Annotated in this window: 11 protein-coding genes and 1 pseudogene; 7 read left to right on the top strand and 5 right to left on the bottom strand. The window is 33.5% G+C overall.

Annotated features, from left to right (window positions below):
* Positions 1-142: 142 nt before the first annotated feature.
* The 3 genes from OLM58_RS16230 to OLM58_RS16220 form a co-directional block, all read right to left on the bottom strand.
* Positions 143-394, bottom strand: a complete 252-nt coding sequence (locus OLM58_RS16230) for a hypothetical protein (protein ID WP_070905716.1) — start codon at positions 392-394, stop codon at positions 143-145.
* A gap of 123 nt (positions 395-517) precedes the next feature.
* Positions 518-2,725 carry an FAD-dependent oxidoreductase gene (locus OLM58_RS16225; RefSeq protein WP_264529714.1) on the bottom strand — a complete coding sequence of 736 codons (2,208 nt, stop codon included), beginning with the start codon at positions 2,723-2,725 and terminating at the stop codon, positions 518-520.
* The gene (locus OLM58_RS16220) at positions 2,680-4,608 is read right to left on the bottom strand and encodes an amidohydrolase (RefSeq protein ID WP_070905715.1); all 1,929 of its coding nucleotides are present in this window, start codon (positions 4,606-4,608) and stop codon (positions 2,680-2,682) included. The genes OLM58_RS16225 and OLM58_RS16220 overlap by 46 nt, the downstream gene beginning before the upstream one ends.
* Positions 4,609-5,131: 523 nt before the next feature.
* Here OLM58_RS16220 and OLM58_RS16215 point away from each other — a divergent pair.
* The 7 genes and pseudogenes from OLM58_RS16215 to OLM58_RS16185 all read left to right on the top strand — a co-directional run bounded on the left by OLM58_RS16215 (position 5,132) and on the right by OLM58_RS16185 (position 11,604).
* The gene (locus tag OLM58_RS16215) at positions 5,132-5,494 is read left to right on the top strand and encodes a hypothetical protein (protein ID WP_070905714.1); all 363 of its coding nucleotides are present in this window, start codon (positions 5,132-5,134) and stop codon (positions 5,492-5,494) included.
* A 258-nt stretch (positions 5,495-5,752) separates the two neighbouring features.
* Complete coding sequence (locus tag OLM58_RS16210; RefSeq protein ID WP_070905713.1) at positions 5,753-7,045, top strand: hypothetical protein; 1,293 nt, start codon at positions 5,753-5,755, stop codon at positions 7,043-7,045.
* Positions 7,046-8,260: 1,215 nt separating this feature from the next.
* Positions 8,261-8,604 (top strand): annotated as a pseudogene (locus tag OLM58_RS22150) (chromate resistance protein ChrB domain-containing protein); the annotation flags it as partial.
* A gap of 30 nt (positions 8,605-8,634) precedes the next feature.
* The gene (locus tag OLM58_RS16200) at positions 8,635-9,105 is read left to right on the top strand and encodes a helix-turn-helix domain-containing protein (protein ID WP_413614499.1); all 471 of its coding nucleotides are present in this window, start codon (positions 8,635-8,637) and stop codon (positions 9,103-9,105) included.
* An 85-nt stretch (positions 9,106-9,190) separates the two neighbouring features.
* Positions 9,191-9,688, top strand: coding sequence for a hypothetical protein (locus OLM58_RS16195; RefSeq protein WP_070905711.1), 498 nt, complete (start codon positions 9,191-9,193; stop codon positions 9,686-9,688).
* Between the two features lie 10 nt (positions 9,689-9,698).
* Positions 9,699-10,874 carry a chromate transporter gene (locus tag OLM58_RS16190; protein ID WP_070905732.1) on the top strand — a complete coding sequence of 392 codons (1,176 nt, stop codon included), beginning with the start codon at positions 9,699-9,701 and terminating at the stop codon, positions 10,872-10,874.
* 181 nt (positions 10,875-11,055) lie between these two features.
* Positions 11,056-11,604, top strand: coding sequence for a superoxide dismutase (locus OLM58_RS16185; protein WP_230001321.1), 549 nt, complete (start codon positions 11,056-11,058; stop codon positions 11,602-11,604).
* Positions 11,605-11,890: 286 nt separating this feature from the next.
* On the opposite strand, the gene OLM58_RS16180 is transcribed toward OLM58_RS16185, so the two are convergent.
* Together OLM58_RS16180 and OLM58_RS16175 are read right to left on the bottom strand one after the other, a co-directional pair.
* Complete coding sequence (locus OLM58_RS16180) at positions 11,891-12,241, bottom strand: amidohydrolase family protein (RefSeq protein WP_070905709.1); 351 nt, start codon at positions 12,239-12,241, stop codon at positions 11,891-11,893.
* A 487-nt stretch (positions 12,242-12,728) separates the two neighbouring features.
* Complete coding sequence (locus OLM58_RS16175) at positions 12,729-14,222, bottom strand: hypothetical protein (RefSeq protein WP_070905708.1); 1,494 nt, start codon at positions 14,220-14,222, stop codon at positions 12,729-12,731.
* Between the last annotated feature and the right edge of the window lie 11 nt (positions 14,223-14,233).

Here is a 14,233-nt window from a genome sequence, read left to right as displayed (position 1 = left end):
TCCTAATTAAGGACAAAATCTTAACTTTAAAGCATGAAAGAAAATCTTAAAAATTACGACTGCATTTTCAAAGAGAAAGCAGTTCAATTAAGTTACGATTCTCCAAGCCCTGTGTCAAATAGAAAACTTCCTTTTGTATGTTTTACCCAAACCGCATATGTACTATTTTATGATTTTTAAAAAGACTTCCTCCTTTAAACGCAAATGCTTTTTGCGTAATGACAGTTCCGGTTTCAATAATAGAAAATTGTATATTCTTATTAACGGTTTGAGAATTTAATGTTCTTTCCAAAGGTATTTTAGGGATTGTTAAAGTGCTACAACAAGAATTAATAATAGGAATAGCAACTATAATGGAGATGATTAAAATTAGGTAAAGTTTGATTTTTAGCATTTTTATTTTTTATGCAAATTTGAATTTCTTCTTATGAATTATTATTGACAAATATCAAGAAATAGATATTTCTTTTCTAACTCTACTCAAAGTCTTAAACAGCTATACTGACTCTTTTCACTATTAAATAATTGTTTTTCTGGTTCTAAAATGATTGAGGCTATCTCTAGAATATTTCTTTTTAATCTCTTTTAATCTTTCATAACTGGTATCAAAATAAACTTCTGTAGGAATGGAACTGTCTTTAAAACTAATGAAAGCACCAGATGTATTTGGAATATTAAAATCTCGACAAACTTGCATCCAATCTAATGCTTGATTGATTCTGTCATAAACAAAATTATTTTTCCCTTCTTCTTTTCTTTCCAAAGATTCGTTCCACCAGGTTTGATATTGAATCGTGTATTGCTTGTTTTTGTAAGGAAATGCGCTTTCCAATTCTTTTGTTTCATCTTGATAAAATATGCCCGAAATAGCACCTAAAGTGATGTAAGTAAACAGTCCCATCTCTCTATTTCCATCTAATATCAATGGAGAAGTCAAGCTACGTAACAAGGCTTCATGCCCCTTCGGCCCTAGACCTTGAGTATCTACTAGGCAGGAAGTGATTTTGTGAGGTGCGGGGTTTTCTAAATCCGGAGATATAGGACGGCTTTTTGATAATTTACCTTGAACTTCCCCTTTTAATAATTGTTTTATAGTATGAAAAGATTCTCTATCCCAGTTACTCATCATGTTCGCTCCATAGGCTTTGCCTGCCTGCTTTCCTGCGATATCAGTAATTATAAAATCGTAGGTTTGTGGATTCTTGAAACTCTTTTCAATAAACTTGGAGAGATCGCTCGCACTTCCTTCCCAATAACCATACATCACGCAATTATGGACCACTGTGTTTGCATCAAAATTTTCAATAGCTGGTATAGCTGAAATTTTCAAATTAGTACCGATTAACTTTTTATTCAAATTCAAATAATTTGCATTACTTTCTAAATTCCTATTTGCATTGATTACATCTTCCCATTCTTTTAGGAATTGTATCGTTGGCACCCTATTTTTGCGCACTATTTTTAATCGTTCTGTGTCAAAGTCAGTTTCATATTTATTCCATTCTATCTCGAATCTAATAAGCTCGCTTGGCAGTTCAAAAGTTTGTAATTTTAGCTCAGTCACTATACCATAACTAAAACCACCTCCACCTTTTAATGCCCATAATAATTCTCTGGCTTGGAGATCACCATCTTCTGACAATTCTTTAATACTCCCGTCGCCAAGTACGATTGTTGCGCCTACCAATCGCTCACAACACATTCCTTTTGAGCGTGTCCAAGGCCCCCATCCACCCCCAAATGTAAAACCTGCAATTCCAACAGTTGCACAAGTTCCATGCGGAATCATTACTTGCTGCTCTGCCAATAAAGTGGTCAATCTTTCAAATCGATTACCAGGTCCAATAGTCGCAACTCCACTCTTCTTATCAACTTCTACCATATTCATTCTTGATAAATCAATCAAAATAGTATCGGTTCCCGAGCATTCACCTTCATGATCATGTCCTCCTGACCTTACTCGGATTGCTAAATTATTACTCATCGCTCCCTTGTAAACCCGCTGAACTTCTTCGGTTGAAATACAATAAATAATGGCAAAAGGCCTAAGCTGTAACCTTGTATTAAAAATTTGACATGCTTTTGCGTAACTAATCATATCAAACAAATTGCCTCCCCCCATTTCTATTTGATCTCTGTTAATATGTTCTTTCAGTTCATTCAGAAAATGATACACATTTCTCATATTAACTGATACAAGACTCTCGGCTATAAGCACTTTTGTATCTAATTCGAATTTTGTATTCTTTAGAAGTATAACATCACCTATCAAATCATTTTTTACAATAACACTAACTCTAGATTCAAATAGATTAGAGGTCTTGTATATTTTAAGTTCAACAGTACCGTATTCATTTTGATAATAAACAGAGATATCTATTTTCTTATATTTTACTTCATTTTTAAGACATAATTTTACCTCACTATGGGCATCAATTTTTTCAGGAAAATCTAAGTAATACTTATTCTTCTCTAAATCTTTTGTTTTAGTTAAGACTTGATTTGTGTTATTGTAAATTTTAAGTTGAGCAGTTAAGACATTAAGATCTGTTTGGCTGTCTTGACTGATTTGATTGGATAAATGTTCCTCCATAGTATTTGGATTTGCCCAGTGTCTTATAATTTTAAATAGCTTATATTTTTCCATATTTGGTACAGCAACGTTAACTGTCAAAAAGATTATAAATCTCCTTGTATGTCCATCACCTTTTCCCCATCTTTCCATGTTTCTAACACAAGTATATTTCGCATCCCTGCAACAGAATTCAACCCTTCTTTATTGAAGTAAGTTAAAGGTGATTCTGATAAGATTACAAAGTCGGCACATTTCCCTACTTCTAATGAGCCTACCCATTGATCTGCATGACATTGCCAAGCAGCATCGTAAGTCATAGCTTTTAATGCCTGAAATCTTGTAATACACTCCACTTCGTTAAGTACCTGATAATCTGTTTTTTTAGGAGTACCTTCCATCACTCTTGCAATTGACTGTTCCATCATACGCAATGGTCCCAATGGAGTAACACTATTATCGCTATGAAGAGTTATTCGCATGCCATTCTCTAAAGCGGTTTGGCATCTATCAAGAAGATTTACTTTTTCTTTTCCAAAAATGGTTTGTTGAAAAACCCACCCCCAATAACCTACGTGTCCTATTAAAAAACTTGGAGAAAGCCCTAATTCTTGCATGTCCTTCAAATTTTTATCTGTCAATAAAGAAGCATGTTCTATTCGGTCTCTTCTAATATTTATAGTGCTTTTATTTATTCCTGCAAATTTAAACGCATTGATTGTTCGATCTATAGCATGATCCCCGTTGGCATGAATCATCACTGGCCAGTTATTTACTTTCGCTTTACTAACCAAAGCATTAAACTCTAGTGGATAACCAAAATTAAACACTCCAGTATTGTTTTGGCTGTGACAGCAAACCATATCATAAGGTTTATAATTTGCATCGCAAGCATAAGGCGTATACTGATAACCTGTAAGTCCTTGGTTAGAACCATCACCAATGAGTTTAATATATGCCAAGTTGAACTTATTGTTACCTTTATTAGGTTTGTATTTCCCCTCAATAACAGTATTGAATTTCTCTAATGACAGTGCTACTAAAGCACCACCTATACGAACGGGACAACTTTTTTGATGGGCTAAAAAATCTAAAAAAAGGGGCTGATTAAGATTTAATACTTCTCTGTTAGGGCTGTTATCATAAGGCTCTATTCCACAATCAAACATATAAGTAACTCCTCTTCTACTGGCTTCTTTAAAGATTTCTTTAACTTCCTCTGCTAATTTTTCTAAAGCAAGAATGGGATCTATATGTAAACTTTTGGCCACAACTGCTAAAACAGGCTCAATTCCTTCAACTTCTTTTAAAACACCATTAGTGCTTATTTTAGGTATTTGACTCTTCAATAATGTTACTGCAACAGTATTAATGTATGCCAAATGCATAGAAGAATTCAAGATAAAAACAGGTTGTATAGTTGATACTAGATCTAAAATTTTTGCATTAAACTCTTTATCTGAGCCCTCAAATAAAGCAGGATCAACATTTCTACCAATAATCCATACATTCTTGTCGTTTGTTACTTTCTTTTTTAGCTCTTCTAATACCCACCTTCGACTGTACTTACCTTCTTCTGTTTCAGCTATGCTGGATCTTAAATCTTGCCCGCTAAAAGGACTAACATCCGTAGCTTTTTTAAAAACCGCGGAGGATATAATGTGAAGATGTGGTTCAATAAATCCAGGTAATAAAATTTTTCCGCCATCAATAATTCTTTCCGAAGTTCCTGGTGGCATTTGTGCGACAACAGTTTTGTAAGACCCTGTTGCAACAATTTTACCTTCAGATATGGCAATGGCTTCTACCATTACATCTTTTCCTCCTTCTAGGGTTTGAATGTATCCAACTTGCTTACTACCTGTACTATCTTCTTTTACTCCAGTACGAAAAATAAGATTTTTACAAGATGGATGTTTTTCTAATTCATTGTTTTTATCAGTCATAATAGCCATCCCATTTGTATTGGGTAATAGCATTTTCCATAATGGACTACAACACGAACACTGTAATCCTTCTGTATGTTTATGTTTCATAATTTTGTTTTTATATACGAATTATTTGTATCTTACATTATGTAAACTACTGCGTATAACCAGATTTTAAAAATAAAAAAGATTTTTTACTCTACTTCTTTATGATCTTTCTAAATCCAATTTGATTAATCATTCAATCAAACCTATTTTAAATTATATTTAAAAAAATTACCTAAAAACTATCGTAAAATTTTGTTTCCAAAATAAAACTACTGTTTGATTCTATAAATAATAACAAAAATGTCATGAACGAAAAATTTAATGTCATGAATGATGTTTTTTCTAGCGTGAATGAGAAAGCTATAAAAAAGATTGTTGCTTTACTTTTTATATGATATCACTATAAACTTATCATTATCTGTTAATTTTAGATAGAAATTACTCCCAACATCTATTGTATCACCTAATTTTTCTTAATCTTTTCAATTATTTAAAATGATTAATTCTTTAAAATTGTTATATTTGTAATATTTTGGTATAAATTTTATCCGTTCAGATAATTTTCTATTCTCAAATACTCCGCATGAAACAGTTTAAATTTTTAAGTGTTATTTTACTATTCCTTCTTTCTTTTGTTAGTAGAGAAGAATTTAATAAATATGTGTTCGGTGGCGAGAAATTTAAATCCGAGAATAACTTTATCTCTGCTAAAATTCAGCTTGTCTCAACATTAACTTTAAAGTACTTAAAAGATGCAGATGTTCATTTAAAAATTAAAAAGAAGATTAAGTATCGTGCTACAGCTTCAGAAAACAGTACTTTAAATACGCCTTATCTAACCAAGTTAATACGTTTTAAGTTTTCTAAAAATCGCCTATCCTATGGTGTTGTATCTGTTTATCAAATTCAACGACATACTTATCTACACCTCTACCATTTTTTTTAGAGACTGTCCTGACTAATTTAAATTTAGAATTTCTGCTATTCTTTTTGATGTTCTTTTTACAAGCTATATTGTTTCTTAGTGTACATCGCTTTAGAAAACAAATCTTATAGTTTTAGCATTCTATTATTAAAAGTATTTAAAGCTCTTCTAAAGACTTAAAGCGTGCCTCTGTATTAATAGAAAAAACTAAACATATCAAATAAAATATTAATAGTTTCAAAAAACACAAGGATAAAAACTAATAAAATACAACTTGACATGAAAAAAATTATTGAAATAATCTGCGTTCTTTTCACAGTAGCAAGTATTAATGCCCAACAGGAAAAAGGAATAATTGGTTATACAAACTGGTTGTCCAATTGGTCAGAATTTAAGCCTCATAAAGTTGAGTATGGAGAACCTAACCAAATTTTAACTGGAAATATTTCTGTTAATACTAAGTTACTCAAAAGGAATATATATGTTTTACAAGGAAACGTTTATATAACCAACAATGCTGTTTTAACCATTGAACCCGGAACTTTAATTATTGGTGATTTCCAGACGAAAGGAACGCTTGTAATTACGAAAGGTGCACAACTTATTGCTGATGGTTTAGAAACTGACCCAATTGTATTTACTTCGAACCGCGGTCTTAAAAAAGCAGGAGACTGGGGAGGCATAGTAATTCTAGGCGATGCTCCAACCAATAAATTTGGAAATATTGGTTCTTATAATTTAGATCTTGACCCTTCTTTAACAACTTACGGCGGAGATAATACTTTTTCAAATTCGGGAATTTTAAGATATGTTAGAATCGAATTTGCGGGCAAAAACCTGAAGAATGTTGCTACTTTCAACGGACTCACAATTGCGGGTGTTGGCAGCAAGACCATTTTAGAAAATATAATGGTAAGCTATTGCGGTGGCAACTCATTTGCTTTCTATGGTGGTGATGTAAATGCTGTCAAGTTTGTTTCATACAAATCAATTAATGATGATTATAAATTTACACAGGGTGTTCAATGTCGCTTGTATAATTCGCTGGCTGTAAGATCTTCCTACTTGTCAAGTAACAAAGATGGCTCTCGTTCTATGGAAGTAAAATTATATGAAAACAAAAATGAAACAGATTTTACCAAAAAACAAACTTTTGTTTCGGCAACTAATATAACATTGTTAAATGACAGTGAGAATATCAATACCGATATACAGTCAGGTTTAGTTAAAGAAGCACTTTATGTAGCAGAAGGTGCTTCTCTCGAAATGAAACGCAGTGTAATTTCGGGGTTTAATCCAGCAGTTTTATTAGACAGTAAAACGGAAATTAATTCTGCTAATCTGAAAAGAATTAAATTTGAAGAAATGTTTTTTAACCTGTGTACCGGAAACATCTTAACAGAAGGAAACAGAAATAAAGAAGACCTAGAACATTGGTATGGTAATAGCTTATTTTCTAATGTCTATTCGAAAAGTGATAATAAGGAAACTTTTGTGGACATATTCAACATTAAAAGACCGGATTTCAGATTACAACTAGGAAAAATTACAGCACAAAACGGAAATAGATAATTTCAGTTTACTACAAAAACAAATTAAATCAAAAAGCTAATCTTAAAATACTTGAAAGATTATCGTTTTAAACTTTGTAAAAAATAAAGTCCTGAAAATTTCAGGACTTTATTTTTTTGCTCCAATACGAATTCTGAAGAATTAAAGAAATCTGGTTCAAAAATTAGCGATTAGATATAAAAATTAAATTGAAGTTACCCTATAATTTTGGCGTTGCCTCCAATTTTGCCACAAAAAACTAAGGTGGTTTCTGAAAAAAAACATAAAAAGAGGTAAATTACCTGTTTTTTTGACCTATAATTCTAAAGATTAAAAAAATAATACTCTCTAAATTTTATAGCTATGAAAAAAAACAGATAAAAGTCCACGTTAGAGTTTAAGATGCTGACCGCTTCGATAAGCACCCATTGTGGAAAAGTTATAGATGTGACCCGGGAGCTTAATTACCAGGATTTATCATTGGAGCCAGTGCAGGTATGTGAGCCCCAGAATTGCCAAAGAACTATCGGTAATCGACATTAAAGCATTCTGGGCGTTTGTAGCTAAAAACAAAACGGAAAATCATCTGCATAGCATCGCAAAAATGAGATTCAGAAAAATCACAAACTCTGCTCATAGATATCTGACTGCGCAGAACATACTTGGGTACGATTTTAAAGCAATAGACCTCAATGAAGTATGAGTTTCGGGCATAGCTTATATAGAAACCGATGAAGGATGTCTGTATCCCACCATGGTAATAGACCTTTTTTCCCAAAAATGATCGGCTGGCCTTTAAGCGATAACCTAAAAGAAGAGGCACACAATATCCATTTCTGTGATTTGCTTCTTTATTGGAAGGTATCGAACAGATAACCTGCAGCATGAGCTGAAAGGGAAACTTCTTTGACAATACCGTACCCGAGAGTTTTTTCAAAACACTGGAAAACGAATGAGTTTACCATAACACCTATGCCACAAAAGAAAAAGCAGAAAGACTCTATTTCAGACTATATAGAAAACTTTTATAACAAGCGTATAAAACATTCTGGTCTCGCAATTTGATAATAGAGGAATTTCACAATCAATTTCCAGTTACTTAAACATGCTTTTTTAAACTAATTCTTTATAAATTTTATCAAAAAACTAATTTCATTCCTTTGCACATTCTCACTAACTGATACTTAAATAATAAAAAAATGTACCTTAGTACGTATTCTAAAAAACAATTGATTTATGAAATGGATCACCAGAGAAAGGCCAAAAATAGACCGAATTGCATGCCCATGGCTTATTAGAAATTTTGTAGATCCTGAGGCTGAATTTATTTACGTCCCTTTTGATCAGGTTCTGGACAAAGCAAAAGAATTAAATGCCGTTCCTTTTGATATTCCAAATGTTGAATTCACACATTATCAGGAGCAGTGCACCTTCGATTATATTGTAAAAAAATATAAAATCGAAGATCCGCTATTTCCATCATGGCAGGAATTGTACGCGGGGCTGATACCGATCGTCATGAAATTGCAAAAGAATCTGCCGGACTCTGGGCGGTGTCTGCCGGACTTTCGCATAATATTACCGATGATTATAAACTCCTTGAAACCGGAATGGTGCTCTATGACGCACTTTACAGGTGGGCTTCACATCTATATAAACAGAAACATCTGAAGAACAGTCCCTTTGAGAACCTGCTACACGAAGTTTACAACAAGTTTCTTAAAGACAAAAAAACAACCGGAAAAACACCATCCTGGGTAAAAGACCTCAAAAATCTTATTCAGGACCAGATTGATGCTCAGTTTACTTTCGACCTTAAAAAAATATCGGGTGAACTCGATTTGAACCCATCCTACCTGTCGAGAGAATTTTCTAAATATTTTGAAGATTTAAATTTCGGGGACTATGTCAGAAAACAAAGGATTGAAAAAGCGGTAAATCTTATTGAGAATACTACCTATACTTTGACGGAGATTGCCTATAGAACCGGATTTTCAGACCAAAGCCATTTTACAAGAATTTTTAAACTTCAAACCGGAAAGAATCCGTCGGCGTACAGAAAAAAAATCCAAAAAAAGTAATCCATATACAAAACGTAAAACGCATTCTATTTAGGGAAGTTTAATGCTTGTAATTTTGTTTCTATAATTTATAAAAACAAAATCGATGCTTTTAAGATTCCTGTACCTTTCTATTCTACTACTATTTAGTCTTCCCTGCTTTTCTCAGACTACGTATCCTAAAATCACAGGATATTTTGGTATACTGCATCTTCTGGTAACCTTAAATAAAGATGAAACTGCAGTAAATTTCAGAGACTACTACGCTGTAGGATTTCCAACCGGAATCAATATCTGGAAAAACGAGAAAATCGGATTTTCTTTTGAGGTAGTTCCCAATATAAAGGACGATCAGGGTACCAGTAAAGTAACTCACATATTGTTTCATCCCGGAATTCTGGTAGCCTTGGGACACGGATATACTTTTGCAGGAAGGGCTGCTTTTGACTCCTCCGGAAGATATGGCATTACGCCTGTTTTGAATAAAACAATAATAAAAAGCACCAATTGCAGCTACTTTGCCGCAATCCCCCTGCCCATCCACTTTGGTAATAATCATCCCGCTTCTTTTACAGTAGGGTTTCAGTTTGGAATTGCATTTTAATTTACAGATCATGAACGAAAATCCCAAATATACATTACGGGAATTAACACTTTATTTTTTAAAGCTTGGTACTACAGGTTTTGGCGGTCCCGTTGCTCTGGTGGGCTATATGCACAAAGATCTGGTTGAGAACCGAAAGTGGATATCAGAGGACGAATACCGCGAAGGACTCGCTCTGGCTCAGCTTGCTCCGGGGCCTTTGGCGGCTCAGCTTGGAATTTATATTGGTTTTGTACATTACCGCTTTCTTGGTGCGACATTAATTGGAATTGCCTTTGTTCTGCCTTCTTTTTTAATGGTCCTTTTATTAGGGATCATTTATAAACTCTACGGAGGCCTGTCCTGGATTCAGGCAGTATTTTACGGAGTTGGAGCAGCTGTAATCGGAATTATAGCATTAAGTTCTTATAAACTTACTTTAAAATCCATTGGGCAGCTGAACTGGGAATCAATGAAATCTAAGTGGCTGCTTTGGCTCTTTTTTATTCTTGCCGTTTTTATTACTTATATTACAGAACAGGAACAAGTCCTTTTATTTATTGCAGCCGGTCTTTTATACATGGTAATTAAAGCGCCTCCTAAATGGTGGAATAGCAAAACTGTAAACTCTTTTTCTTTAGTTTTTTTACTAACAGGGTTTTCGAGCTATGAAAGTTCTACTCTTACTAAAATTGCTGTTTTCTTTGCTAAAGCAGGAACTTTTGTATTTGGAAGCGGTCTGGCGATAGTACCTTTTCTACACTCAGGAGTTGTAATCGAAAATCAATGGCTTACTGAGCAACAATTTCTGGATTCGGTTGCTGTTGCTATGATTACACCTGGTCCGGTCGTAATAACGGTTGGTTTTATTGGATATTTGGTCAATGGCTTTTTAGGCGCATTAGTAGCTGCGCTAGCCACTTTCCTTCCCTGCTATCTCTTTACCATTGCAATGGCGCCTTCTTTTAAAAAAATAGCACAAAACAAACCCGTTAAAGCATTTGTCGAAGGTATTACAGCGGCTGTGATAGGTGCTCTTGTCGGATCTGTAATGGTTATAGCTAAAAGAAGTATAATAGACATTCCAACGGCTCTAGTAGCAATTATCACAATTTTTGCACTACTTTATATAAAGAAAATTCAGGAACCCTATATTATTGTCGCAGCGGCTGTTCTAGGAATAATCATTAAATTAGTAATAATATGAACAGAAAAGACTTTTTAAAATCAAGCACCCTTTTTGGCGCGGCAGCTTTAGTACTTCCATTCCATCCTCTAATGCTTTTTTAAATAATCTGGCAGGTAATTCCATTGATAAACTAGTAGACGCAAACGGAAATTATATACAGCAGACGTTACCATATAGTGAAAACTTTCTTGAACCTTATATGGACGCAGAAACACTTCACCTGCATTATGCCTTTCACCATGGCGGTGCTGTAAAAGGAGCTAATAAAGACCTTCAAATGATAAAAAAGGCATTGGAAGAAAACAATCTAGAAACAATAGATTTTTGGACCAAAAAATTATCGTATCACTTTTCTTCTCATATTCTTCATTCTATCTTTTGGACCAATCTTACCAATAAAGCTAATGCACCCAAAGGCAATCTGCTCAAAAGGATTGAAAAAAGTTTTGGAAGCTTTGATAAGCTCAAAGTGCTTATCGCTGCAACATCTAAAAATGTAGACGGAAATGGATGGGGAATACTCGCCTACCAACCCTACAGTGACAGTCTTGTAGTACTTCATTGTGAAAATCACGAAAAACTAACCCAATGGGGTGCGGTTCCAATTTTGGTAATTGATGTATGGGAACACGCATACTATCTTAAATATAAAAACAAACGCACTGATTTTGTTGACGCATTATTCAATATTATAAACTGGGATAATGTAGCATTGAGGCTGAATGATGCTGAAAAATTAATCTTATAATTTTTTTTAAGTTCAAATTTTCTTCTTGTTTAAAATAACAAAGCGTTATCGAATACTCAATTTTTAGATTCCTATGTTTAGAATAAAATTCAATTGTTCACAACATTACACCCTAGCATACCATAAATTTGCGTACCTTTTTTTGAAATTAAATATCCACCATAAAGTTACTTTTTATCCATTTTTTTTCTGGTAATAATTAAATTTCATATCAAACCAGATTTGCAAATAATTACACTATTTCGGTCTATAATCTGACTTAAAACATTAAAATGTATTCTAAATTTTATTCTCTTCTATATATTGATTTTCCATTCTTAATCGTTTGCAAAACCTTAATATCTTTTATTTTCATACCATCTACTTTTAATGGATTTTTATCTAAAATAACTAAATCGGCAAGTTTACCGGCTGTCAAACTGCCTTTTCTGTGTGTTTCATCATACTGTGAGGCAACATTAATAGTCATTGCCCGCAGGCCTTCATACGGAGTAACCCTTTGGTCAGCTCCAACTGTTTCTCCTCCTCTGGAAATTCTGTTTACCGCGGACCATAAAACCATCATCTGATCAAGCGGCACAACGACAAAATCAGTATGATTAGTAGGTTTTAATCCTGCATCAACAGCATCTCTCATCGGGCTTATATATTGTGATTGTTTAAATCCCCGATTTTTCAAATGAGCTTCATAAAAATTGATAAATTTTGATGCACTTTTTTCTATGATATTAGTTTGAATTTATTTTCAACCGTTTGGCTTTTTGCTTTCAAATTCTATTGCCAAAATTTATATTCCTAAATCATTACAATCCAAAGAACACCTTCGTCGAATTAACACTTTTTAACATTTAATCCTCATAATTAATACTTGCAAACATTTCCAAAATAAAAAATCTAAAAAAATTATCTTACAAATTCACTTGAAAGCAAACCAATTTCCCTAAATCTTATACAAAATGGTTTGTATTTCGTAAGGTAAACTACTTTACAGGACATAAAAACAGTAACTACTCACAAGAAAAATGGTCAAATAATGAACTTTAAATGCCGAAAATGCACATTGCAAGCATATTCACCTATGAAAAATTATTATAAAAATATGACACTAATTCAAATTAAAAAAATTATTTAATAGTTAATGTCATATTAGGAACAATTATAGCGTCAGTTATTCCTCCTGTGAATCGTTGAGCATAAACTTCAAGATAATCATTTGTTAATAATTCAACCGAAGCATTTAAAGGAAGGACTATAATGTCATTTATTGCTACTCCTCTTCCATAAATTTTATTCTGTGTTAAAGCTGTTCCATTCTTTGCAATATAGATTATATAGGTACCTACTGCGGATACTTGAAAGGAAATAGAGCCTGTAACCTGAAAAATTCGTTTCTTTTTTCCCATATATCTCAATCTGTTATTATTATTTGTTGGTGCATCTAAGGAAAATCTAAATAAATTATAGGATGTTGAATTCCCATTAACTTTAACAATATTACTTGGATTCGATGTATTAAAGCTTGTAGAAGCACCGGAGCCAACAGGATAATCCATAGTGAAATCGGCTACAGCACTGGCATCCGTTTCGGTAGGAATTCCGGCCGACCGTACGCTCCAGCTATTGGTAAAGTTATATCCGGTATAAGTACCGGCAGTATAGGATTTTACATATCCACTTGTGTTGGTGCCGGTAAAAACAACCGATTCTAAGACACCATCTCCTAATATTGTTGGATTTGAAGATACATCAAATCCAATAGCAGTACCATTGACCTGACTGAAGCCTCCTTGCTTTTCCACAAGAGTAAAGGTTCCGGTTAGTTTTTCATAAGTGCCTGAATTATTACTGAACCATCCTAAATTACTAAGTAATAATTGTGTGATATTATTGTATGTTATTCCATTTGTATTTCCTGAGAATTGTATAATACTTAAAAAAACCAATCCAAAGCCAGATATGCTTCCTACAGAATTGGAATTAGCCACTATGCAATCTCGAAATATTAAGTTTTGAGTTGCCGCTCCATTAAGGTTAAACACATTTCCAGTTGGAGCAAGAAGAGTTAGACCTTTTATAGTTCCTCCGTTGGCACCTTCAAAAATATTTCCTGATGATCTGATAATAACATCTTGATTGGAATCCACTCCCTGTAAATAAGCATTATTTAGGTCAATAGGAAAATTAAAAGTAACATTACCGTTAATTTCATATAATGTACTGGAATTCAAAAGATACTTAGAACCTCCTCCGGCGGCAAGTTCATCAGCTAAAATAGTGGCTAAATTATCCGTAGATTTTATACGTTTAAAATTGATCCTTCCCTGTACTCCGCTACTTAACGGCATCCATGAAGTGCTGTCTGCTGAATAATAGTAAAAAACTTTTAAATCCGTATCATAGACTATAAGACCATCAGCCGGAGTTGTGATCGCAGTTCTTTGAGCAGTTGTCATTCTGGGTGTAAGTAATCCTTGTGTAGTAGAGGTAAGATCTAGTATTGAACTGGAATTTGGCGTTATTGTCCCAATTCCGACTTGCGCATTAGCTATAAATCCAAAAAGAAGAAAGAGAAACACTAAGAACATTTTATGATTTCTAAGAGCAGGTTTGTTGATCATAATTTTTTGGT

The organism is Flavobacterium sp. N502540 (genome assembly GCF_025947365.1).
Taxonomy (GTDB): Bacteria; Bacteroidota; Bacteroidia; order Flavobacteriales; family Flavobacteriaceae; genus Flavobacterium.
Note: the sequence above shows the minus strand (reverse complement) of the source record. Positions and strands in the feature narration are given on the sequence as shown.